This is a genomic window from Aeromicrobium sp. HA, assembly GCF_027171405.1.
Lineage (GTDB): Bacteria > Actinomycetota > Actinomycetes > Propionibacteriales > Nocardioidaceae > Aeromicrobium > Aeromicrobium tamlense.
Window position 1 is genome coordinate 226,406 of sequence record NZ_CP114372.1, and the last position, 22,537, is coordinate 248,942.

At 67.3% G+C, this 22,537-nt stretch carries 34 protein-coding genes; 32 read left to right on the top strand and 2 right to left on the bottom strand.

The genetic code is table 11. The features are described 5' to 3' along the window. The first annotated feature begins 163 nt into the window (after positions 1-163). The 18 genes from O3S82_RS01135 (at position 164) to O3S82_RS01220 (ending at position 11,045) form a co-directional block, all read left to right on the top strand. On the top strand, positions 164-1,090 hold the full coding sequence (locus O3S82_RS01135; RefSeq protein WP_269304897.1) for a hypothetical protein: 927 nt from the start codon (positions 164-166) through the stop codon (positions 1,088-1,090). Next, entirely contained in the window at positions 1,087-1,308 is a 222-nt protein-coding gene (locus O3S82_RS01140; protein WP_269304898.1) for a hypothetical protein, read from the top strand. Before O3S82_RS01135 ends, O3S82_RS01140 begins: the two co-directional genes overlap by 4 nt. A gap of 524 nt (positions 1,309-1,832) precedes the next feature. Beyond that, positions 1,833-1,973, top strand: a complete 141-nt coding sequence (locus tag O3S82_RS01145) for a hypothetical protein (RefSeq protein ID WP_269304900.1) — start codon at positions 1,833-1,835, stop codon at positions 1,971-1,973. Between the two features lie 93 nt (positions 1,974-2,066). After that, the gene (locus O3S82_RS01150; RefSeq protein ID WP_269304902.1) at positions 2,067-2,372 is read left to right on the top strand and encodes a hypothetical protein; all 306 of its coding nucleotides are present in this window, start codon (positions 2,067-2,069) and stop codon (positions 2,370-2,372) included. 168 nt (positions 2,373-2,540) lie between these two features. Further along, a complete protein-coding gene (locus O3S82_RS01155; protein ID WP_269304904.1) occupies positions 2,541-2,852 on the top strand; it encodes a hypothetical protein in 312 nt (103 codons plus the stop codon). Then, positions 2,824-4,335 (top strand): hypothetical protein, encoded by a 1,512-nt coding sequence (locus tag O3S82_RS01160; RefSeq protein WP_269304907.1) that lies wholly within the window; start codon positions 2,824-2,826, stop codon positions 4,333-4,335. The genes O3S82_RS01155 and O3S82_RS01160 overlap by 29 nt, the downstream gene beginning before the upstream one ends. Beyond that, positions 4,332-5,771 carry a phage portal protein gene (locus tag O3S82_RS01165; RefSeq protein ID WP_269304909.1) on the top strand — a complete coding sequence of 480 codons (1,440 nt, stop codon included), beginning with the start codon at positions 4,332-4,334 and terminating at the stop codon, positions 5,769-5,771. Before O3S82_RS01160 ends, O3S82_RS01165 begins: the two co-directional genes overlap by 4 nt. Then, entirely contained in the window at positions 5,755-6,438 is a 684-nt protein-coding gene (locus O3S82_RS01170) for a VG15 protein (protein WP_269304910.1), read from the top strand. Before O3S82_RS01165 ends, O3S82_RS01170 begins: the two co-directional genes overlap by 17 nt. A 75-nt stretch (positions 6,439-6,513) precedes the next feature. Then, positions 6,514-7,032: a capsid assembly scaffolding protein Gp46 family protein gene (locus tag O3S82_RS01175; RefSeq protein WP_269304912.1), complete on the top strand. Its 519-nt coding sequence runs from the start codon at positions 6,514-6,516 to the stop codon at positions 7,030-7,032. Positions 7,033-7,055: 23 nt separating this feature from the next. Then, positions 7,056-7,952: a phage major capsid family protein gene (locus tag O3S82_RS01180; protein WP_269304914.1), complete on the top strand. Its 897-nt coding sequence runs from the start codon at positions 7,056-7,058 to the stop codon at positions 7,950-7,952. 2 nt (positions 7,953-7,954) lie between these two features. Then, positions 7,955-8,098: a hypothetical protein gene (locus tag O3S82_RS01185; protein ID WP_269304916.1), complete on the top strand. Its 144-nt coding sequence runs from the start codon at positions 7,955-7,957 to the stop codon at positions 8,096-8,098. Between the two features lie 16 nt (positions 8,099-8,114). Further along, positions 8,115-8,579, top strand: coding sequence for a hypothetical protein (locus tag O3S82_RS01190; RefSeq protein ID WP_269304919.1), 465 nt, complete (start codon positions 8,115-8,117; stop codon positions 8,577-8,579). A 41-nt stretch (positions 8,580-8,620) separates the two neighbouring features. Beyond that, a complete protein-coding gene (locus O3S82_RS01195) occupies positions 8,621-8,935 on the top strand; it encodes a hypothetical protein (protein ID WP_269304921.1) in 315 nt (104 codons plus the stop codon). 1 nt (position 8,936) lies between these two features. Beyond that, entirely contained in the window at positions 8,937-9,218 is a 282-nt protein-coding gene (locus tag O3S82_RS01200) for an HK97 gp10 family phage protein (RefSeq protein WP_269304923.1), read from the top strand. Next, positions 9,218-9,622, top strand: a complete 405-nt coding sequence (locus tag O3S82_RS01205) for a hypothetical protein (protein WP_269304924.1) — start codon at positions 9,218-9,220, stop codon at positions 9,620-9,622. The genes O3S82_RS01200 and O3S82_RS01205 overlap by 1 nt, the downstream gene beginning before the upstream one ends. A gap of 84 nt (positions 9,623-9,706) precedes the next feature. Beyond that, positions 9,707-10,276, top strand: a complete 570-nt coding sequence (locus tag O3S82_RS01210) for a phage tail tube protein (RefSeq protein WP_269304926.1) — start codon at positions 9,707-9,709, stop codon at positions 10,274-10,276. 92 nt (positions 10,277-10,368) lie between these two features. Continuing rightward, positions 10,369-10,674 (top strand): hypothetical protein, encoded by a 306-nt coding sequence (locus O3S82_RS01215; RefSeq protein WP_269304927.1) that lies wholly within the window; start codon positions 10,369-10,371, stop codon positions 10,672-10,674. 101 nt (positions 10,675-10,775) lie between these two features. Then, on the top strand, positions 10,776-11,045 hold the full coding sequence (locus O3S82_RS01220) for a hypothetical protein (protein ID WP_269304930.1): 270 nt from the start codon (positions 10,776-10,778) through the stop codon (positions 11,043-11,045). Here the strand turns inward: O3S82_RS01220 and O3S82_RS01225 are convergent. Beyond that, a complete protein-coding gene (locus tag O3S82_RS01225) occupies positions 11,026-11,499 on the bottom strand; it encodes a hypothetical protein (RefSeq protein WP_269304932.1) in 474 nt (157 codons plus the stop codon). The genes O3S82_RS01220 and O3S82_RS01225 overlap by 20 nt on opposite strands. Before the next feature lie 196 nt (positions 11,500-11,695). On the opposite strand from O3S82_RS01225, the gene O3S82_RS01230 reads away from it, so the two are divergent. The 14 genes from O3S82_RS01230 to O3S82_RS01295 all read left to right on the top strand — a co-directional run bounded on the left by O3S82_RS01230 (position 11,696) and on the right by O3S82_RS01295 (position 22,041). After that, on the top strand, positions 11,696-13,582 hold the full coding sequence (locus O3S82_RS01230) for a tape measure protein (RefSeq protein WP_269304933.1): 1,887 nt from the start codon (positions 11,696-11,698) through the stop codon (positions 13,580-13,582). Between the two features lies 1 nt (position 13,583). Next, entirely contained in the window at positions 13,584-14,933 is a 1,350-nt protein-coding gene (locus O3S82_RS01235) for a hypothetical protein (RefSeq protein ID WP_269304935.1), read from the top strand. Further along, a complete protein-coding gene (locus O3S82_RS01240) occupies positions 14,933-16,585 on the top strand; it encodes a hypothetical protein (protein WP_269304937.1) in 1,653 nt (550 codons plus the stop codon). The genes O3S82_RS01235 and O3S82_RS01240 overlap by 1 nt, the downstream gene beginning before the upstream one ends. Before the next feature lie 25 nt (positions 16,586-16,610). Beyond that, a complete protein-coding gene (locus O3S82_RS01245; RefSeq protein WP_269304939.1) occupies positions 16,611-16,859 on the top strand; it encodes a hypothetical protein in 249 nt (82 codons plus the stop codon). Then, positions 16,856-17,041, top strand: coding sequence for a hypothetical protein (locus O3S82_RS01250; protein WP_269304941.1), 186 nt, complete (start codon positions 16,856-16,858; stop codon positions 17,039-17,041). The genes O3S82_RS01245 and O3S82_RS01250 overlap by 4 nt, the downstream gene beginning before the upstream one ends. Continuing rightward, complete coding sequence (locus O3S82_RS01255; RefSeq protein ID WP_269304943.1) at positions 17,038-17,343, top strand: putative phage holin; 306 nt, start codon at positions 17,038-17,040, stop codon at positions 17,341-17,343. Before O3S82_RS01250 ends, O3S82_RS01255 begins: the two co-directional genes overlap by 4 nt. 61 nt (positions 17,344-17,404) lie before the next feature. Then, a complete protein-coding gene (locus O3S82_RS01260; protein WP_269304945.1) occupies positions 17,405-18,577 on the top strand; it encodes an endonuclease/exonuclease/phosphatase family protein in 1,173 nt (390 codons plus the stop codon). A gap of 3 nt (positions 18,578-18,580) precedes the next feature. After that, positions 18,581-18,802, top strand: a complete 222-nt coding sequence (locus tag O3S82_RS01265) for a hypothetical protein (protein ID WP_269304947.1) — start codon at positions 18,581-18,583, stop codon at positions 18,800-18,802. Positions 18,803-18,805: 3 nt separating this feature from the next. After that, positions 18,806-19,000, top strand: a complete 195-nt coding sequence (locus tag O3S82_RS01270) for a hypothetical protein (protein WP_269304949.1) — start codon at positions 18,806-18,808, stop codon at positions 18,998-19,000. A 13-nt stretch (positions 19,001-19,013) separates the two neighbouring features. Continuing rightward, positions 19,014-19,385: a phage tail fiber protein gene (locus tag O3S82_RS01275; RefSeq protein ID WP_269304950.1), complete on the top strand. Its 372-nt coding sequence runs from the start codon at positions 19,014-19,016 to the stop codon at positions 19,383-19,385. Between the two features lie 13 nt (positions 19,386-19,398). Next, positions 19,399-21,198 carry an SGNH/GDSL hydrolase family protein gene (locus O3S82_RS01280; RefSeq protein ID WP_269304951.1) on the top strand — a complete coding sequence of 600 codons (1,800 nt, stop codon included), beginning with the start codon at positions 19,399-19,401 and terminating at the stop codon, positions 21,196-21,198. Next, on the top strand, positions 21,195-21,494 hold the full coding sequence (locus tag O3S82_RS01285; protein ID WP_269304953.1) for a hypothetical protein: 300 nt from the start codon (positions 21,195-21,197) through the stop codon (positions 21,492-21,494). The genes O3S82_RS01280 and O3S82_RS01285 overlap by 4 nt, the downstream gene beginning before the upstream one ends. Before the next feature lie 9 nt (positions 21,495-21,503). Continuing rightward, entirely contained in the window at positions 21,504-21,674 is a 171-nt protein-coding gene (locus O3S82_RS01290; RefSeq protein WP_269304955.1) for a hypothetical protein, read from the top strand. A 79-nt stretch (positions 21,675-21,753) separates the two neighbouring features. Beyond that, the gene (locus O3S82_RS01295; protein WP_269304957.1) at positions 21,754-22,041 is read left to right on the top strand and encodes a hypothetical protein; all 288 of its coding nucleotides are present in this window, start codon (positions 21,754-21,756) and stop codon (positions 22,039-22,041) included. 130 nt (positions 22,042-22,171) lie between these two features. Here O3S82_RS01295 and O3S82_RS01300 read toward each other — a convergent pair whose 3' ends face one another. Next, entirely contained in the window at positions 22,172-22,396 is a 225-nt protein-coding gene (locus O3S82_RS01300) for a DUF3263 domain-containing protein (protein ID WP_269304959.1), read from the bottom strand. Positions 22,397-22,537: the final 141 nt, after the last annotated feature.

Sequence of the window (22,537 nt, forward strand, 5' to 3'; positions counted from 1 at the left end):
AAGCACGCAAGACGCTCCCCGACCGACGAGGGCTCAGCGTCTACGAATGCGGCAACTCAGGCTTCTGGCACGTCGGCCACCTCCCGTTCGCTGTACGGCGAGGAGACGTGACCAGGGGCGAGATCTACCGAAGCGGACAACGGCACGACGAGAGGGAGACGGCATGAGCGAGACCATCGAGCACGAGCTGAAGTGCTACTGGCGCGGGAGTGACGAGCCACGCGCTCTCAGGAAGCGCCACGACGACGACTGCGTCGACGACGAGTGCCGAGGCTGCCTGCGGTGCCCGAAGTACCACTGCATCGTCTGCGGCATCAAGCACGTGGACCAGCAGACGTGCCCCGAGTGCACCTCGACCGTCCGTGACGACCTGCGCGACATCGTGTCGCTCCACCTCGCGCTGCCCGACCATGCGCTCTCAGGTGGTCACGACGGCCGACTCGAAGCATCGCGCGACCTGCTCGGTGGTGAGGCGATGAACATGCTCGTGCCGGGTGGCCAGCGCGGCGAGATCGGCGACAGCGAGCACCGGCCCACCGAGAACCTGCTCGTCACATGGGAGGACGACTGGCGCAAGGTTCTCGGCAACTACACCAACGACCTCGCCAGCGTCGAAGGCGCTCGCGAGTTCCTGGACGAGCACCTGTCGTGGGCGGCCCAGCATCATCTCGCGTTCGACGACTTCGCCGAGGAACTGCGAGCGCACCGTGCCCACCTCGAGGACGTGCTGCACGCCGGAGAACGCGACACCACGGGCGCGCCGTGCCCCAAGTGCCACAAGCCACTTGTGCTCGACTCCGGCGACACGCATGATGACGACCGCTGGGTCTGCCAGACGCGCCGGTGCGAGCAGGTTCCGATGACGCCGGCCGACTACACCGCGCTCACGGCCCGGGCCAAGCTGCTCGCCGAGTGGCTGGATGCCGAGGACATGCTGCTCGTGTACCGAATCAACCGGGGCACGCTCCAGAGCTGGGCGTCACGGCGGAAGGTGCGCAAGCGGCGAGACTTCGACACGGGGCGGATGACGTACAACGTTGCCGAAGCGTTGGTGCAGCGAGACGGTCGAGACGAGAGGATGGGCGCATGATCCCGATGACCGAACGGGCGAGGCGGGATGCGGTCGAAGCCGAGGATCGAACGATGGCCGCCCTCGTGCGCCTCGACGGTTTCATTGACGAAGCCACCAACGAGGAGGTCCGGCGGCGTCAGGAGTTCTTCAGTGGCCGTGGCGCAAGAATGCCCCGAGTTCTGGCTCTCGAATCCGTGGCTGCCGATGCCGTCGCAGGCAGGCTGAACCTTCGCTAGACGCGCTGCGTCGAGATTCTTGACATCAAGACTCTCGACACTGCAAGATTGGGGCGTGGCCGTCGTCTCTTCGGAGGGGCGGCCTTCGTCATTCCCCCGATGACTGTCGCTGGTCGAGCCGGTGTGGACGTGGTGGTTCTACCGGCTCGACCGTGGCAACGAACTTGCTGGGTGGCTCCAGCGGCCCATCGTTGGCGGGTAAGCCCAACGACGCGCGACCGTGGCGCGGAACAGAACCGGACTTCATTGCCGGGTAACGGGAGGTTGCGAGGCCGACAGTCCTCTCGCCGTAAGCCGGACACGATACGTCCGGTCAGCCCCTGAGTCGGAATAGCCGCCGACGAAAGCGGGGCATCCAGCCGCCAGCCCTGAGTCTTAGGCTCAACAGGTCGGCGCGCGTACATCAACGGCGAGGTGCACCGAGCCGGGACAGAGCGCGAGAGCAGGGACCGGGACGCACGTGCACCCTTTCGGTGCCACCACTGCACCGGCCCTGCTCTCGGCATCTGCACACGGAGGTCAGCATGACCGTCGCAACGTGGAGCATCGAAGCCATCGACAACGCGCTCACCGAAGCGTGCGCCGACCCGTACGAGAACCCGCAGACCCAAGCCGACCGGATCGACTACCTGCTCGACCGGCGGCTCAAGGTGATGCATGGGTGACCCGTGGCGCTGTGCGGTGTGCGGCAAGGGCTGGGTAGTTCCGAGCTTGGCTCGAGAATGCTGCAATCCGAAGCCACCCCCCACCCCGTCGCGATGACCAGCTCCAACCCGAGGCGTGCCAACGGCCACCGTCGCAACCAAGTCCGAGCACAGGTGCTGCGCGAAGAGGACATCTGCTGGCTGTGCGGCGAGCCGGTCGACAAGACACTCCCACCACACCAGGACGGCAGCCCCGAGATCGACGAGGTCGTGCCCATCGCGCTCGGTGGTAGCCCGATCGACCGAGCGAACTGCCGCCTGAGCCACCGCCTCTGCAACGTCCGTCGAGGACAAGAGACGAAGCGACAGGTACGGGCCCGAGCCAAGCTCGAGCCCTTCACCACGTCGAGGTCGTGGTGACCCCAAGCAGGGGGACTCCCCTCGCCGCACACGCCCGCGGCCCTCTCTTGGCATAGGGCTCCGTGTGTGTCACCCACTTTTTGAGCGGACCTGCCGCAAGCGCCTGCGTCGCTCCCGACGCACCTACGCCTACGCCGAGCGGTCAATCGGCGGTTGGGAGGTGGCCTGATGGCCGAGAACACCACGGATCTCGTGTCGGCGATGGTCGCCGGTGACGTGCTCCTCGAGGCCGAGCGCCGCTACGAGATCATCGCGAAGATGCTCGACCCCGGTCGGTCCTTGGGTGAGAACGAGCGTCCGCTGACCGGCACCGAGGTGAAGTCGCTGTCGATCGAGGCTGACCGACTGATGCATAAGATCGTTGCCTTGCGCGCCGAGAAGGCAGCCGACGAGAAGAAGCAGGGCGGCAGCGACGAGGGCGACCCCGATCTTGGCAAGGTGGTTGCGTTCGATGCCGACCGCTTCCGCCGCTCGAGTTAACCCCACCCCGCTCGTCGAGATCGCTCGCCACTGCATCTTCCCGGACGACATCGCCTTCACTCGCTACTACGAGCTGATCGCACCGGAGCTGCCGGGAATGGGCGTCACTCTCGACCGGTGGCAGCAGGACATCTGGGAGCTCGCTCTCGGGCTGCGGGATGACGGGTCTCTCTGCTGTGACGTCATGGGCGTCACGCTGTCGATCGCCCGCCAGGCCGGCAAGACATGGGGCATCATGGCGGGCCTCATCGCGATCTGCCTCGCGCGGCCTGGGACGACGGTCGTCTGGTCTTCGCACCACGACCGCACCTCGAGCGAGACTCTCGGCAAGATCGCGAGCATCGTCGAGAAGCCGGCGATCCGCCCGAAGATGCGGGCGCAGTTCCCAGTGGTCTACACCGATGACAGCCGGGGCGTCCACTTCGCGAACGGCTCCCGGATCCTTTTCGGCGCCCGCGCTGCCGGCTTCGGCCGCGGCTTCTCCGAGGTCGACATTCAGGTCTACGACGAGTGCCAGAACCTCAAGGAGGCGGCGCTCACCGACATGCTCGCGGCGATGAACGTCTCGGACATCGGACTCGCGTTCTTCATGGGCACGCCACCGCGGCCGGTCGAGGCTCGCCAAGGCGTGGACGAGGCGTTCAAGCGACGCAGGAAGCGTGCGGTCGAACTGGACCGGCGCAGGCCATTCAAGGGCGTCTTCGTGGAGTTCTCCGCCGACCGCGACGCGCCGCTCGACCTGGACTCGGACGAGTTCTGGGAGCACCTCGCCAAGGCGAACCCGTCGTATGGGTACCGCGTCGGCAAGTCGGCGATCGAGCGTCTGGTCGAGAACATGTCACCCGAGGACGTCATGCGCGAGGTCATGGGCATCTGGGATGAGACCCAGAAGCTCGAGGCGGTCATCCCAGCCGCCCTGTGGAACGACTTGGTCGACGCGGGACCGGAGGACGGGACGGCGCCCACGGCGATGGCCGTAGATGCTTCGCATGACGGGGTCCTGGTCGCAGCTGGCTGCTGGCGAGTCGAAAGCGCGTCGCACCTCGAGGTGCTGGCGATCGACGACTGGTCTGATGACGACGCCGCAGCAGACTGGATCGCCGAACGAGCTGGCCGGCGCATCGTCGTCTTCATCGACTCTGCTTCTCCGGCTGCACGCCTGATCCCTTTGTTGAAGTCTCGGCGGGTCAAGGTGGCGTCCGGTTCTGCCGGCGACATGTCGCGCGCGTGTGGCGGCTTCTTCTCGGCGACCACGAACGGCTCTGTGACGCACGACGGCCACCCTGTGGTCGGTGACGCCCTCGAAGGCGCGACGAAGCGCAAGATCGGTGACGCAGGCGGCTGGGGATGGGATCGCCGGGACCCCGAGACCAACATCGCGCCCTTGGTGGCGATCACCCTGGCGCACTACGCGGCATCTCTGGACACCAAGCCGACCCGATCGGGTCGCACATCCGAAGGACGAAGGGCGGTGGTGTCGTGACCGTTCTGCCTGACGCCCAGAAGATCCGCATCCCTGGCGTCGACTCGGACGTGAACGCGCAGATCAACGGCCTGCTCGGCGAGATCCACAAGCGCCGTCTGACGAACGTGATCCGGCAGTCGTACTACGACAACAAGCGCGCGATCCACCAGATTGGCACGCTCATCCCGCCGCAGTACTTCCGCCTCGGCTTGGCGCTGGGGTGGTCCGCAAAGGCCGTGGACGCTCTCGCGCGTCGCTGCAACCTGCTCGGCTTCACGTGGGCTGACGGTGACCTCGAGGCGCTGGGCGGAACCGACCTGTGGGACTCGAACCATCTCGGCTCGGAGGTCGACGCCGCGATCGTCGCCGCGCTGATTCATGGGCCCGCCTTCCTGGTGAACACGGTCGGAGAGGAGGGCGAGCCGAGCTCGCTCGTGCACGTCCTGGATGCCACGGAGGCGACCGGCACGTGGAATCGACGCCGCCGCTCGCTCGACGATCTCCTGTCGATCACGGGGCGTGAGGGAGATGGCCGCGTTCAGTCCCTCGCGCTCTACCTCGACGGTCGCACGCTGATCGCCGATCGCACGGACGGCAAGTGGTCGCACGAGTGGCAGGACCATGAGTACGGCGTGCCGGCCGAGGTGCTGGCCTACAAGCCACGCCCGAAGCGACCGTTCGGCACATCGCGCATCACCAAGCCGATCATGGGCTTGCAGGACGCCGCGGTGCGTGGACTGATCCGTCGCGAGGGCCACATGGACGTCTACTCCTATCCCGAGCTGTGGATGCTGGGCGCTGATCAGTCGATCTTCAAGAACGCTGACGGCACCCAGATGGACGCCTGGAGCATTCGCCTTGGGCGGATCAAGGGCATCCCCGATGACAAGGATGCTCCGACCGACGCACTCGCTCGAGCGGACGTGAAGCAGATTCCCGGCTCTGATCCGGCGCCGCACCACAAGGACATCAACACCCTCGCCAAGCTGTTCGCTCGCGAGGCGTCTCTGCCTGACTCGGCGGTCGCTATCTCGGACATGGTCAACCCGACCTCGGCCGAGTCGTACGACGCGTCTCAGTACGAGCTCATCGCAGAGGCCGAGGGCGCCGTGGACGACTTCTCGCCCGCCCTGCGTCGCTCGTTCGTCCGCGGGCTCGCGATCAAGAACGAGATCCCGGTCGACGAGATCCCGGACACCTGGAAGTCCATCCACGACAACTGGCGCAACCCTCGGTATGAGTCCCGCGCGGCGCTCGCCGACGCCGGCACGAAGCAACTGTCCGCCGTGCCTTGGCTGGCCGAGACCGAGGTCGGCCTCGAACTGCTCGGACTCACTCCGGACCAGGTCAAGAATGCCCTCGCGCAGAAGCGGCGCATCGCGGGCACTGACGCGCTGAGGACCATCCTCGACCGCGCAGCGAGCCGAACGGTCGCCGATGGCGACGTGGCGTGACCTCGCACGACAGATCGGTGCGCTGACGAAGCTGGCCGAGCGCGACGTCCGTCTCTTGGTGCTGGAACTCGACGACTTTGCCGAGCGGCGAGTGGCACTGAAGGACGTCATGCCGATGCTGGTCGACACGTACGGCCAGGCCGCCGCGACGGTCGCCGCCGAGTGGTACGACGAGATGGCGCTGGAGCATGCACGCGGTGGGCGCTCGTTCTCCGCGATCGCCGCCGAGCTGCCAGCAAACACAGGTGCCGATGTGCTTGTCGACTGGGCTGCGACCGAGGCCAGGACGCCAGCCTCGATGCTCGAACTGGCTCTCGGCGGCATGCAGCGCCGCATCGCCAACATGTCCCGCGCGACGGTGATCGGGTCTGCTGCGAGCGACCCTCGTTCGGACGGCTGGATGCGAGTCGGCGACGGCGACAACTGCCCGTTCTGCGACATGCTCATCAGCCGCGGCGCCGTCTACGCGAAGGACACGGTCAGGTTCGGCGCTCACGATCACTGCAACTGCCAGGCCGCGCCGTCGTTCGGCTCGCCCGCCGACATCTTCGATGTCGACAAGTACAAGAGGTCGCAGCGCCGCAGGGACGACGAGACCCGCTCGAAGGACAACGAGCGGGCGCGGCAGTGGATCGAGGAGAACCTCTCCGCTGAGCCGACGGCATAGCAACAGACTTCCCGTCCGATGTGGGCGGGTTACGCCAACGCGAGCGGTCAATCGCGGTCAAGAAGGAGCAGTGGAATGCCCGAAGGAACCGAGGCCGGCAACACCAGCGGAGACACGGCCGCCGCTGACGAGTTCACCCCGATCACCTCGCAGGAGGACCTGAACCGCATCGTCGGTGAGCGCGTGAAGCGCGCGACGTCGAAGTTCGCGGACTACAAGGACCTCCAGGCGAAGGCCGAGAAGCTGGCCGAGATCGAGGCTGCCAACCAGACCGAGGCCGAGAAGGCCCAGGCGCGGGTGGCGGAGCTCGAAGCCGAACTGGCGCGCACCCAGGGCGAGTCCCTTCGCCTGCGAGTCGCGGCCGAGCACGGCATCACGGATCCCGACGACATCGACCTGTTCCTCACCGGCACGGACGAGGAGACGTTGACCAAGCAGGCCAAGCGTCTCGTCGACCGGGAAGCCGACCGCAAGAAGACCGGAAACCGCGTGCCCAAGGAGGGCACGTCGACCAACTCCAGCTCCAGCTCCACCGGTGACGACGAGGTTCGCGAGTTCACTCGCGACCTGTTCCAGCGCGCCACCGCGGACTGAACCTCCCTGAAAGGAACGCCATCATGGCATCGTTCGCCACCGGATCCCTCTCGATCCCCAAGCAGAAGCTCGAGCCCTGGCTCGGCAAGATCAAGAGCGGCTCGGCCGTCGCCGAGCTCTCGACCCCCACGCCGATGACCTACGGCGAGGGTGAGACGTGGACCTTCGACATCGGCGAGGCCGAGTACGTCGGAGAGGGCGCACAGAAGGGCGCCTCGACGATCACGCCGACCACGAAGACGATCAAGCCCTTCAAGTTCCACAAGACCCTCCGCTTCAACGAGGAGGTCCTGTGGGCTGACGAGGACCGTCAGCTCGAGGTCGTCGACGAGATCCTGGATCTCATCCAGCCGGCCCTCTCGCGCGCGCTCGACTTCGGCGTGTTCCACGAGATCAACCCGGCCTCGGGCGCCGTCGTGACCGCCATGAACGGCGGCCTCACGGACACGACCAACCTGGTCGAGTACGCCGCGGCCGACAAGCCCTACGTGAGCCTGGACGCGGCCGACGCGCTCGTGCTCGCCGACGGCTACGTCCCTCGCGACATCGCCCTCGATCCCGCGTACGCCGCGAAGTTCTCGGCGCTGCGCGGCACCAACTCCGAGCAGAAGCTCTACCCGAACTTCCGTCTCGGCGTGGAGACCTCCGAGCTGGAGGGTCACCGCGCGTCGGTGTCGAACACCGTTCGCGGCCTCGGCGTCCTCGCGACCGACACGAAGGTGCTCGGCTTCGTCGGCAACTTCGATGCGATCCGCTGGGGCGTCCAGAAGTCGCTCGGCCTCGAGGTCATCAAGTACGGCGACCCGGACGGCGGCGGCGACCTGAAGAGGAACAACCAGATCGCGTTCCGCGCCGAGGTCGTCTACGGCTGGGGCGTCGCGGACCTGAACGCGTTCGCCAAGATCCACGATCTGGTCTGAGCATGGCTCGCCTCCGGAACGTGAACAGCGACGCGATCGTCGAGGTCGCGGACGACAAGGTCGAGCGGATGGGCACCGAGTGGGAGCCCGCCGACGACAAGAAGGCGCCGGCCAAGAAGGCCGCCGCCAAGTCCGACAAGAAGTGAAGGGAGGGGGTGACTCGTGACGATCATCTCGGTGACCGATCTGCCGGCCTCGTTGCAGGCTGCGGAGTTGGTCGAGGCGATGGTGGCCGCGGCGAACGCCAAGGCAGCACGAGTCGCCCCCTGCCTCGCTTCCACGGACCCCACGCCGACAGCCGACCAGTCCGCCGAAGCCCGACTGGTCCTGATCGGGGCGGTGAAGCGTTGGTCCGAGGCGGGATCCGGCGCGTTCACGCAACAGTCGGCCGGCCCGTTCTCGGTGTCGACCGATACGCGCCAGCGCACCGGGTTCAACTTCTGGCCGTCGGAGATCGCCACCTTGCAGGACATCTGCAAGTCCGACGCCGACACGCCTCGGGCCTACTCTGTGGACACGATCGGCGTCGGCTCGACCCACTCCGAGACCTGCTCGCTGCGATTCGGGGCGACGTACTGCTCGTGTGGCGCCGACATCGCGGGCGTCCCGATCTTCGGCGCGAGCTGATGTTCGCGTACGGAGAGACGGCCACCCGGCTGCGTCGACAGATGTGGACTGATCCCTACTCGGGCGAGACCGCCCCCCGCCCATGGGATGACGGTGACCACGAGCCGGACGCGCTGCCCATCGAGGGCGTCGCGTTCAACCCCGGTGGCTCGACCGATCTAGCGACGGACGGGCGCACGATCGTCACCACGAAGCCGACGGCCTACTGCCCAATCGACGCGGACATCCTTGCGGGCGACCGCCTCCAGGTCCGCGGGGTCACGTACGACGTGGAGGGCAACCCCGCCGAGTGGCGCAACCCATTCACCGGCTGGGCTCCCGGCCTCGCCGTGACGCTCGAACTCGTGGAGGGCTGACATGGCGCGCGTGAAGGTCAAGCTCAACTCTCCTGGCATGTCCTCCCTGTTGAAGGACGCGGGGGTCGCTGCCGAGCTGGAGCGTCGCGGGCAGGCCGTCCTGAACACCGCTCGCGCCACCGCCCCGGTCGACACTGGCGAGTACCGCAACAGTCTCTTCATCCTGCCCGCGATGACGGACCGGGCCGTCTGCCGCATCGGAACCCGCGCCCCTCACGGGATGATCGTGGAGTTCAAGTCGGGCAACCTTGCCAAGGCTCTCGACGCGGCCGGCGGTGCGTGATGCAACCCGCGCGGATCTTGTTCCCCGACGTCCCCCTGTGGGCCACGACATACCTGCGCGCTGCCCTGGCTGCCCGCAGCGAGGCGTACACGTCGGGCGTTCACGTCGACACGTCCATGCCGGACAAGCGTCCGAAGCGAGCCGTCATCTGCCGACGCGACGGCGGCCCGCGGCTCGACTCCGCTCGCGAGTCCGCGCGCCTCGCAGTCCAGGTGTGGGCCGGAACCGAGCAGGACGTCAATGACCTCACGTGCCTCGTCCGCGCCCTGATCTGGGCAGCCCCGAACGGCGACCCAGTCGTGAGGGTGGACGACTCTGCTGGACCTTCGACGATCGTCGACGAGTCGAAGCAGCCTGGCCGCTACATGACGTTCGACGTCATCGTTCGCGGCACACCGCTCTAAGCGGCCAACGATCCTCGGTGCGCGCACGCCGGGTCTGCAATCGCGGCACCGCCGCATCAACAACCCCAGAAAGGTGCGCTCATCATGGCGTTTGACGACGGCATCAATGCCGCGAATGCTGCGGTCGCAGTCTCCGGTCAGATCTTCGTGGCCGAAGAGGACGCGGCGATCCCGACCAGCCTGACCTTCAACCCCGAGACCAACGACTACGTCGGCCTCGGCTACCTGTCCGAGGACGGCTTCACGATCACCCCGGAGTCGACCTCGACGGACCTGCGCGGCTGGCAGAACTCGGCCACCCTGCGCTCCCTGATCACAGAGTCGAAGCTGACCGCGACGTTCACGATGGTCGAGACGAAGCCCGAGGTCATCGAGATGTACTGGGGCACCACCGTCAACACGACGACCGGCGCCTACGACGTCGACCCTGGCGCGACCGGCGGCAAGCGCCGCTTCCTGTTCGCCGTGATGGACAACGGCGAGGTGGAACTCGGCTCGTACCTCGGCGAGGTGACGGAGCGGACCGAGATCACGAACCAGTCGGGCGAGATCAAGGGCTACGGCGTCACGGTGACGTTCTACCCGGACGCCGCCTACGGCGGCAAGACCGGGCGCGTGTTCGACTCGCGTCTCGTCGCACCCGTCGGGCCCTGACCCAAGTCGGCCCGTCGTCGCTCTGCGCGGGGCGGCGACGGGCTCTCTCTTCACCGCGCAACCCACCCGCGCAAACCTGAAAGGACACGCGCATGTCCACCACCCCGAAGCAGCCCACGGACCACAAGGGCACAGGCGTCAAGTTCAAGTCCGGCGCCAAGACCTACACCCTCCCGCCCGTCGAGGAGTCGGTCGTCGAGAAGGTGCCCGGCAAGTTCACCTACGACGTGACCATGAACCCCGACTCCGACGAGGCGCAGATCCGTCTCGCGTTCGCGTACCTCGACGTGATGGGGAAGCCGGCGATGCGAGATGCGCTCCTCGAGCTCCCGACCGGCGAGATGATGACCGTGCTCGGCCGCTGGTTCCTGGGGGAATCCGAAGGTTCCTCGGAGTAGTCTCCCGACACCGAGGAGCCATCGAGTTCGACTTCCGCGACCGCTTCGGAATCGCGCTGAGGTCGGTCGGGGTCGAGTTCACGATCACCGAGGCTGCACGCTTGACCGCGCTGCTTCTGGACGACCCGACGTCACAAGTTCATGCCGCGGCAGTCGGCTGGGAGTACCCGCTGTCACGAGAGGCCGCCGCCCTGGCTGACCTGTTCGACGCGTTCGCGAAGGCGAACTACAAGAAGGTCGTGCCGTACCCCCGGCCGTGGAGCACCGGCCCCCGGGGCCGGACGGTCGGCAAGGGCACCGCGATGACTCCGGAGGAGTTCCACGCCGCGTGGGCCAAGCGGGTCGCCGAAGTCAGCAGTCAGCCTCAGTGATGCCATCCTCGGCGCCACCGCCAGGAGCGAAGAACTCCTTGGTCGTCTTGGTCGCCTCTTGGGCCCACGCCCCGTCCTCGTAGACGAACTTCAGGGACTGCTCAAACCCTGCGATACCGACGCGCGCAATTCCGGCGTCGCCGCCTTCGAGGCGAACGCTCGTCACCTCCAGTGGTGCGCCCCCGTACTCGCACACCTCGCCCATCTCGACGTAGCCGTCCCGCGGGACGGCGTCTCGGCTCGCCTTGTCGAACATGGCCCACGTGCCGCCGAAGTCCTGGGACGCGAATCGGGCCGAGATCTCGGTCGCCGCCTCCTTGAGGCCGGCCTCGTCTGCGGCCTGAGTCGGGGTCGACGAAGCCGCAGGCGCCTTCGGCTCATCGGCTTTCTCGTCGCCGCCTCCCGAGCATGCGCTCAAGACGAGGCCGAGCGCGAGTGCCGCCAGAAGTCTCATGCCAGCAGAGTACCGATCCTCGTCGGTCTGATACCGCCCTTCCGGGCAGAAGGGCCGGTGACGCATGTCCGAAGTTGCAACCGCGTGGGTGTCGCTCGTCCCGTCCGCGAAGGGCTTCGGCAAGCGCACCGAGGCGGAGCTGAGCGGCGATCTCACGCGAGTCGGCCAGTCGCAGGGCAAGAAGATGGGCGGCGGCATGGCCGCGACGCTCGGCAAATCGCTCAAGATCGGTGCGGTCGGTGCCGCGGCCGGCGCTGGCGCGCTCGTGGGTGCTGCCTTGTGGAAGGGCATGGGTCGGCTCAAGGCAATCGACGAGGCCCGCGGCAAGCTGACCGGCCTCGGGCACTCGGCGCGCAGCGTCAACAAGATCATGGACAACGCGCTGGCGTCCGTGAAGGGCACGGCGTTCGGTCTCGACGAGGCGTCTTCCGTCGCCGCGTCCGCCGTGGCCGCCGGCATCAAGCCGGGCAAGGACCTGACCCGGAACCTGAAGCTCGTCGCTGATGCCGCGACCATCGCCGGCACCGACATGGGCTCGATGGGTGCGATCTTCAACAAGGTCGCCGCCTCGAACAAGGTCCAGATGGACGTCATCAACCAGCTGCACGACGCTGGCGTCCCGGCGCTGTCCCTGCTCGCGAAGCAGATGGGCGTCACCGCCGAAGAGGCGTCGGAGATGGCGTCCAAGGGCAAGGTCGACTTCGCCACCTTCCAGAAGGCGATGGACAAGGGCCTCGGTGGTGCGGCGCTCGAGTCCGGCAAGACGATGTCGGGCGCTTTCAAGAACATGCAGGCCGCCCTCGGGCGCCTGGGTGCCTCTGTGCTCGCTGGCGTGTTCCCGAAGATCGCGCCGCTGCTGACGAAGATCACCGGCTGGCTGGACCAGGCGGGCCCATACGCCGAGCGTTTCGGCAAGGTGCTCGGTGACGTCTTCTCCCGCGTCGGGAACGCTCTGGGTGGCCTGTTCAGCCTCATGGCTAAGGGAGACTTCACGAGCCAGTTCCGGGAGTCGTTCGGCGTCGCAGAGGACTCGAAGCTCGTCGAGTACCTGCTCAACATCCGTCGTGGTGCGCAGCTCGCCTTCACGTGGCTGTCGGCGAACCTCCCGAAGGCATGGGCCGCAGTCAAGGCTTTCTTCGCGTCGTTCGCCTCCTCGAGCGAGGGCGGCAAGGCTGCTGCGTTGTTCGCCGAGCTCAAGCTGACGATGCAAGCGTGGTGGACGTACGCGCAGGCGATGTTCAACGCAGCGCGGATCACCCTCGCTGCGTTCTGGAAGATGTTCGGCCCGACGGTCCTCGCCTACGTCCGTCCGGCGTTCTCGAACCTCATCACGATCGTCCGCGGCGCACTGCAGATCGTCCGCGGCATCTTCCAGACGGTCGCGGCACTACTGAAGGGCGACTGGAAGGGCGCGTGGAGCGGCATTAAGACGATCGCCTCCGGCGCAATGAAAGTGATCGTCGGCGTGGTCCGACAAGCCGGGAATGTCCTGCGTACGGTCATGTCCGTTCTGGGGATCGCGCTCAAGGCCGCCGCGACGGCGGCTTGGGCCGGCGTGAAGGCAGCGTTCGTGGCGGGCGTCCGCGCCTCTGTCGATGCCGTGCTGGGTATCCGCGGCAAGGTCGTCAGTGCGATGGCTGGCGCGGCGACGTGGCTGTTCGGCGCCGGCAAGGCGATCATCCAGGGTCTGATCAACGGCATCGCGTCGATGATCGGCTCGCTCGTTAGCAAGCTCGCCAGCGTCACCAAGCTGATCCCGAAGAACAAGGGTCCGATCTCGACCGACCGAATCCTGCTGGTGAAGAACGGCCAGGCGGTCATGGACGGCTTCATCCGAGGAGTTGTGTCGCGCGAGCCTGCTGTGCGCAGCACGCTGGGCGCGATCACGGCCGGGATCCCTTCCTCTTCCGCGGGGTCACCAGCTGGTCGCCTCGGTGACCCGCTGTCCGCGTCGCCGACAGGTCCGTCTGTACTGAACCGGCGCCAGCGGATCGCTGACATCCGCGAGGCGATCGACGGCATCGGCGTCATCCTGAAGGACGAGAACGGTCGTCCGCTTCGACGAGCGATCTTGGGGGCCTGACGTGGCTGAAATCTTGCGCGTGGTCTCGGGGCCGACTGCCAGCCGTACGACGGTCATCGACCTCCTGTCCTCCGTAAACGTTCTGTCGAACTTCTCGGCGCCGGCTCCTCGCCTGCGCCGTTCGTCGGTGTCGTCGTTCCAGGCCGACGGTTCGGTGGATGCGGCCACGGCCTGGGACGACCGCGAGCTCGCGATCACGTTCGCGGTGCAGGGTTCGTCGGAGGATCAGGCGGCGTTCGTGTCGCAGATCCTGGGGCGCACGTTTGCTCGCCCGTGCTGGCTCGAGTTTCAGGGTGGCACGAGCAAGCCCGTCTTCTTTCGGACGCGAGCTACGACGCTCGACGCGGTCGAGGACTACGGGCCGAGCAACCCCGGCGTGCGGCTGATCACTGTTGTCGTCCCCGCAGACCCGTTCGCGTACGGGCTGCCCGAGACGGGGACGACGACGGTCTCGAACGACCCCACCGCGACAGACGGAATGCGGTTCACCATCACGGGCGTGAAGGGCGACGTCCCTGCACCAGTGAATCTCTCACTCTCGTTCTCGGCGGGCGCGAACCGGATGCTTGTCGCCTCGTCGACCCATGGGGCACTAGACCACGTGTCGGTCCTCTCGGACAGTACTCAGACTGCCCTCTGGGCAGCGAACGGATACGTCGCGACAACGGTGGCGGGTGATTCGACAGCGATTGGCAGCTCCTTCCGGCGTTTCACCGGCTCGACCGTCAACACGCCCGCGGCGACGGTCAACTTCTCGCTCAGTCAGCAGACGATCCTCCCGGGCGACTACCGGATCTTCCTGCGTGCGAAGTCGGCCACAACCGGTGTGCGTATCGCGATTCGGAACACGGCGACGGGCGCGCTGCTCGATTCCGGACGCGAACTGCCTACGACCGGTTGGCAGTGGATCGACTTCGGGGTCATCCGTGTCCCGACGTCTTCGCGTCGAGCGACCCCGTGGTCCCCTGCGACGACGACCACCGACACCCTGGCCGCCACTGCGCTTATCACGGCGCCGTCGTCCTCCACGGTCATCGACCTCGACCACGTCGTGTTCGTCCCAGCTCCAGGCGGCGACGAGGAGGACGGACGCCTGTTGTTGGGCCGCTGGCAGCGCGATGGAACTCCCACCGTCCCTCAAGCGCAGGTGGACAGCGTCTCGGAGAGCCTGTGGAGTCCCGGCGCCTGGGATCTCAACTGGTCCGCAGCTGGTGGTTTCCCGCTGGTGACGCCGGCAGCGACGAACCTCGTCGTGATCATGCCGTGGATCACGTCATACGACTCCAAGACCGTGAGTACAACGGTCAACTGGTCGTACCATCCGCGCTATCTGACACTGAGGGGCGACTGATGGGCGACGGTCGTTTCACGGTGGCGATCGACACGGTCACGGGCCAGGAGTTCGTGACCTCGCAGGTGTCGAATCTGTCGTTCAAGAACGTCTCGCCCGGCGGCTTCGCGTCGGTGGAGTTCGATCTGCCTCGACGCCTCGATGCGACGCGCCTGCCGGCCAAGGCGCGCGCCTACGTCTACGACGCCATGACGGCCGAGCAGGTTGCAGGCGGGAGGATCGTCGAGCAGGGCATCAATGCGGACGGCACATGGAAGATCCTGTGCCTCGGCGAAGGTCTCGCCGCCCTCCAGGACATCGACGAGCCCTACATGGTCATCGACTCCGACCTCGAGCCGGTCACCCGAGCCGCCGTCATCGGCATGAAGCTCAAGACGGTGGGCGGCAAGCAGTACAAGGTCACCAAGCGCGGCGGGCGCGGCTCGAGGCGCAAAGAGAAGGTCATCACGGGCATCGTGTCTGCGTCGGCTCGGGTCGCCTCACCGCCTGACGGAACCGAGATGGAGGGTCTGCTCTTCCAGATTCCCGAGGGCACCACGACGTCGGCCTCCGCGGTCATCGCTGCCCAGTTTCGCGGACCTCAGTTGTGTGGCCAGCGCCTGGGCGCTTACGTCTACCGATACGTCTGTGGGATCACATCGGCGAGTTATACCCTCCGTGCAGACGCCCTGACCCTTGGTGGCTCCTCGGATACCGTCTCGACGCACACCTTCACCCAGTCGTCTCCGGCCGGCGTCTGGAAGGTTCACGGCACCGACTTCAACTCTGCGCGTGACTACTTCCAGTTGCGCGTGGTCACGGGCGCGGCCTCGACGACCGGCGCGAACGTCTGGGCGCACGTCCGCACACTCGTTCTCCGGGCGCAGCTCTACGCCGCGGACGGCACCGTCCGATCCGGGGCGTCGATCGCATCGCTGAACGCGGGCGTGCACGACGTGTTCACCGACCTCATCGTCCGTCGCTGCCCGACACTCAAGGTCGGCGCGGTCACCAACGGTACGCAACAGTTCACGCAGCTCGCTTGGTACGACGGCACCACCGCGAAGGATGCCCTAGACGAGCTCTGTGAGGCAGACGGCACCGTCACCTATCACGCATGGGATGCGGACGCCGACGGCAAGACTCAAGTCAACCTGGACCCGGTCTCGGCAGCGGTCCGGTACGAGATCAGCGCGAAGTACGAGTACGACGCGCCGTCGCCGACGAACGAGGTCTATGACCGCGTTGTCGTCACGGCCCCTGATGCCTCTGGCTTCCTGCAGCGGGTCACCGTGGATCGGAACACGGACGGGAACCCGCGCTCGCAGACGATCAACCTTGAGGCGACACCGCCAGCTGGCCTCACTAACGTCGCGAACCAGTTCCTCGACAAGTACGCGGCACCGCCGAACGCCGGAACGATCACGGTCGTCGACCGTGTGCTCGACCTGTGGACGGGCCGCTACATGTCACCGGCTGCGATCCGTTCAGGGCACCTCTGTCGAGTACGCGGCGTGCAGCCGACGCCGGACACGCTCAACCCCGAGGCCAAGCAGGACGGGGTGACGATCTTCCGGATCTCGTCGAACACGTACTCCGACGGCATCGCCACGCTCGAGCTCGACCAGCCCGTCCTCAACCAGGACCGCGCCCTCGCGGCGCTGCTCTCGTGACCACCGCTCTCGGAAGGTGCCGCGCATGGACGTGATCCCTTGGCAGGCACTCTCCGCCGCAGGTGGCGGCTGGGCGCTCGCCGGCTTCTGCGTGTTCAGCATGTTCCGCGGCTGGCTGGTCCCGAAGATCCTCGTGGACGACATCCGCGCCGATCGCGACACGTGGCGTTCGACCGCGCTCGAGACGAAGGAAGTCCTGACGAAGGTCGTCGATGGCCAAGAGGTCACGAACCATCTGCTCCGCTCCCTGCCTGGCATGGAGGACAAGCCGTGAAGCTCCGAGACCTGTTCCGACGACGCAAGCCGCGCCCGACCGACGAGGCGCTGAAGGTCCACAAGGAAGTCACCGACGACCTCAAGCCACGCGCGGAGGCAGCCGCTCGCGAGCGCCGCTGGCTGCTCATGGAGAACGGCTGGGGTCCCAAGATCGAAGCCCTGTACCGAGGAGAAGCATGAACGCCGACCAGATCTTCGCCGCGCTCGTGTACGTGGCACTGCCGGCCGCGGTTCTCTACCCCGTCCTGTACGCCACCCGCGTCAAGTGGTGGCGCACGTGGGTCGGTCAGGCGCTCCTCATCAAGGCGACCGGCGTGCTCCTGCTGCTGACCGTCTCGGCGCTCTACCAGTTCTTCGGCCCCGACTACTTCGGCCGCGACGAGGTCCGCATCACCGGCATGGCCCTGCTCGCGATCGGTCTCTGGTACGCGCTCGCCGCGATGCTGCGCGAGTTCAAGCGCCGCCCGCGCGAGACCCGCTGACTCCACTCCCCGCTTCAACCCGGACGACCTCCGGGGATCTTCGCCTGCCCAGGAGGCACCCATGCCCACTCACAACGGCCTGCCCTGCTGCGTGTGCAGCGACCTGTGGCTGCCCGAGTTCGAGCTCACGCTCTCGGAGTACGGGATCCGCGTCCGCTTCACGCAGCTCGACGGCACCGTCAAGGAATCCGCCGGCACCCACGCTGGCGGCGCTTTCGACCTCGTCGTCACCGAGGCCGGGCCGCGAACCCTGGCCGAGGCGTACAAGCTCGTCGTCAAGGTGGCCCGCCAGATGGGCGCCGACGCGACATGGGAGCGCCCGTTCAACTGGAACGGTCGCAACGGCATCCGCCACATCCACGGCCTGCTGTCCGGCTGTCCCCACCTCGCCGGACAGGCGCGGTCCCAGCAGGCTGACGTCCGCGCTGGCCGCAACGGTCTCGCGAACCGCGGCAGGGACACCGGCCCTCGCCCGCTCTCTGGGCGCACGTGGCAGCAGGGCATCGCCTGGGCGAAGAAGCGTCGCAAGCCGCTGCGGATCCTGACGTGGAACGTCGCCCTCATCACGAAGCGACCCAAGCTGGACTACCGGCGCAAGAAGATCCGCGCGTACATCCGCAAGTGGAAGGTCGACGTGCTTGCACTGCAGGAGGCGCCGTCGTCCGGTGATGCCAGGGGGCTGTGGCCGCTGCTCGCCGAGATCGACCTGACTAAGCGGGTCGGCTCACATGCCCGCTACTTCGTGTTCCGATCCGGCACGCAGGTGGATGCGTGGAAGTCGATTCTTGTGGACGGCAAGCGGGCCACGGTCGCTGTCGCCACGATCCCCGGACACCGCAAGCGCGGCTACGTGAACTGCCACCCGATCAGCGGCGCCGGAGAGGCCGACGAGCGCGAGGCGTGGGCCGACAAGGTCATTCCTCAGGCGCTCGCGTTCTGCGCCCGCAACGGCGTCGCCGCGGCCGACGTGATCTGGATGGGCGACTTCAACGGCGCCGAGTTCGCGAACCGCGCCAAGCGTCACGACATCGTCCGTGCTCGCACCTACGCCCGCAGCCGCTCGACGCTCTACCGCTCGTACAACGCCTGGGGCAAGAAGACCAACCAGGCGGGCGGCCACTTCGACTACGTGCTCGTGCACGGGTCGCTGAAGGGCGCGATCACCAAGGCCAAGACGTTCTTCACCCCGAAGGCGTCCGACCACAACCCCGCATTCGTCGAGATCAAGGAGTGACTCATGTCCGACATCGCCAAGGCTGACGCCGCCAACCGGTCCGTCCGCACCCTCATCCAGGGCCTCGCTGTCGACGCCCTGATCGCGGTCGCGGGCGTGCTGCTCGTGTGGCTGCCCGACGCCGACCTGACCAGCCGCGAGGCGTGGACGGTCGTCGCGATCACCGCCGCCAAGTCGGTGCTGACCGCGGTCGCCTCCTATGTCATGCGGATCCGCGAGGGCTGACCCGTGGATCCGGTGTCGCTGCTGGCTGGCATCTGCATCGGCGTCGCGCTCGGCGTCGTCTTCGTGTTCAGCGTCATCGCCTTCGCGGTAGGTGGCGCCGTGGCCTTCTTCCGTGGCGAGGAAGACCCCGACGTCGGCGACGAGATCGGCGACGCGTTCCCCCACCCGCTCACCCCGCCCGCACCGATCACCCCCTGAACAGGAGACACCCATGCCCGGACTGACCAACGCCGAATCTCAGGCGACCCTCGACGCGCGCTTCCCGACCACGGGCGCCACCGATCACATCGCCTACTCGACCAACGGCACCACCGAGTCCGCCTCGGTCATGGCCCGCACCGCGATCGGCGCGACCGGCTGGGCTGCCGCCACGAACGCGGACCCGTCCGTGAAGGCGAACGCGAACGCGCTCACCACTGCGGCGGCCGGCAGCGGCGGCACGATCACCCACTTCGCCGTCTACTCGGCCTCGAGTGCGGGCACCCAGCGCACGGAGTGGACGGCGCTGTCGTCCTCGCGGACCGTCGCGGCCGGCGATCAGCTGACGTGGGCCGTCGGTGCGCTCCAGATCACGCTGACCTGAGCGGGCGCCGGAGATGCTGACCACTGCGCGGAACTCGCTGAACGCAGCCGCCGCGGGCACGGGAGTCTCGCGCTGGCTGTGGGTGGGCGACTCGTTCGTCGAGGGCGAGGGCGCGTCCACGCTAGCGAACACCTTCCGCATGCGGACCGTCGCCAGCACGCGCACGCTCCGCAGCATCTCCGGCGCCGCCCTGGGCCTGATCCCCGGGCGCACCTACTACACGTACCTGTCCGCGTCGGCGTCATGGCGTGCCCCGTCGTCCGGCACTGCGACCGCGACCCCGAACTGGAACATCAGCCAGGGCACCAAGGGCATCCGGTTCACGGCGACCGGCCAGTACCGCGAGTGGTCCGTCACGGGCACCGCGATCGACGTCCTCTACTTGCAGGCCGGTGGCGCGGGTGGCGGCAACCTGACCGTGGCCCGCAACGGCACGACCGTCGCCACGATCAACGCGAACGACTCCGGGCAGCCGTACCAGCCGTCGAAGCCGTACCGCATCACGTTCCCGTCGCGTGGCACGTACACGATCCGTGTGACCTCGGGCTCCACGCAAGGCATCGTCGATGGTCTCGTCGTCTACGACGGCGACGACACGGGCGGCGGCATCATCGCCTATGACTGCTCGAGGACCGGCGCGCAGTCGAACCTCATCGCGGTCGACGACATCATCAACGGCTGGACCGCTATCCAGCCGCACCTCGTCATCGACGACCAGGTCGGCTCGAACGACTTCCTCGACGCCGCCCGCAGCCCCTCCGACGTCGTCGGCTTTCTGAACACGCGCCTCAACGCCTACGCCGCGCTCGCATCCTCCCCGTCGGTCGTGATCCTCGTCCCGTGGCGCCTCGCCGCGACGGCCGGAACGAACGCGCTCGGGTTCACGTACGAGCAGTACGTCACGGCCGTGAAGAACGCCTGTGCCGCCCACTCGTACTCGGGCAGCATCCGCGTCCTCGACTTGCAGGACGTCTACCCGACCGCGTCGTCGCAGGCGTGGCACGACGCTGATGGCCTGCACCCGAACAACACCGGGCACCAGCAGATCGCCAACGCGCTCGTCAGCTTCATCGACACGCTCGGAGTGAACCCTGCCGCTGGTGCCGTCGTCGGCACCACGACCACCTCGGGATCCGTCACCAGCCGCACCGCAGCCTCGGCCGTGGTTGCTGGAACGAGCGGCGCCTCCGGCGGCGTCGCTGCCCGTCGTGCTGCGTTCGCTCTCGCCGCCGCCGTGACCACCGTCGCGGGCACCGCAACGACGCTCCTGCCCTCGACAGGACAGGCGGACGCGACCAGCGGCGTCAGTGGCGAGGTCACTGTCACGCGCGCCACCTCTGGGGCTGTTGCCGCGACCACCAACGTCAGCGGCTCTGCCAGCCCGACCGGTGGATTTGCTGGATCCGTCGCAGGCGCGTCTTCGGCCGTTGGCGCGGTCACCAGCCGATCGGCAGTCACCGGCACCACCGCAGGTTCCACGGCGGTCATCGGCACGGCCGAGCTTGTCGCCGGACCCGAAGACCTCGGCGGGATGGTCGCGGCACAGAGCGCCGCGGTGGGCGCCGTCACGGTCCGACGTGCAGCGTCCGGGACCGTCACCGGATCCTCGGCGATCTCGGGCTCGGCCACCCTTGTCGACGTCCCCGACATCTGGCCGGCTGCTGGCACGGTCATCGGGTCCACGGCCGTGACTGGCTCCGCGACGATCCGCGGCGCCACCTCCATCCGCGTCCTGTCCGTCACCCGCCACGCACGCACGGTCAGCATCGAGCGCCGAGCACGCACCGTCACCATCACCCAGGAGGCCCAGTGAGCACCGTCCCGTTCGAACTCCTGCGACCCGGCGTCGAGAAGTACCTACTGACGATTGTCACCGATCCCGCCGTGCCTGCTGACCGGTGGACGCTCTCGTTCGACAAGGGCACCACGAAGCATCCGTGCACGAGCCCCGACGGCGTCCAGTCGCTCTGGCTCATCGCCAACAGCGGCGCCGTGGACCCCGACCCGACCGCGATCATCCTCGCGCCCGGCACCTACACGCCCCAGATCGAGTGCATCGACGACCCCGAGGTCATCGTCCGCAACGCACCCACCATCGTCATCCGCTGAGGAGTCACCATGGCCAGCCAGACCATCAACGTCGTCCACCGCATCACGGTCGAGGACGTCCTCGACGCCGAGGGAAACCGCAAGACGGTCGTCCGCCCACCCGAGGGAATGCACCTCCACGAGGCGCAGGGCCTGCTCACCCAGGCCATCCTCGAGCTCGACCGGGAGTACCGCGGCTAGACCTGTACCCCGCTGATCGCCCCCGTCGCCTTTCGAGGCGGCGGGGGCTTTCGTCGTTTCAGCGACCTACGCTGGCGAAGTGATCGAGCGCCACTCAGCACCGAACCCAGGCCACAAGCCGCACCAGCGCGTCCTCAACACCTCGTGGCCGCTCCACGACGAGAACGGACCCCACGCTCGAGGCATCGAGGACATGCGCCCCCACGTCCCCGCACGGGCCCGCATCGTGTTCGAGCACGACGGCCAGGCCATCGTCGACTGCACAGCCGTCCGCCAGCACGGCGACCACGTCTGCATCTACCTCCACGACGACCGGCTGCAGGTGCCGTACGTGTGGCTCGCCGCGGCCGACGTCAGGCGTCGTTGACGTTTATCATTGCCCGTCCCATACGCCCTACTCGAAAGCCGCTGGAAACCTACCCGTTGGCAGTAGAATCGAGACCAGCAAGAGACTCGCAGCGAGGCCCCCGATTTGGCGCGGGGGCCTCGTTCTCTTGTCAGGCCACGCGGCGCCGGCGACTGACGATCGACCGCAGCCGGCGCACCGTGAACGCGTCGTACGCCTCAGCCTCAGGATCGCGGACCAACTGCGCGAGCCGCTGGTAGTAGCGCGTCGAGCTCAGACCGAACCGCGCACGGATCTCCGCTTCCTTCGCCCCGGGGTACTTCCACCACGAGTTCTCACGCTCGAAGTCGAGGATGGCTCGGTCGGTGTCGGTCATGGGTCGAGTGTCGCTCCCGCCTCAGACACTTCCCAGCCATGTGTACGCGTACACAAAACTGCGACCTGATGCGCTCCCGCCGGTTCGCGTGGGTGCTTATGGGTCACTGAAACTCGGGGGAGTGCCTGCAATTCCAGCACG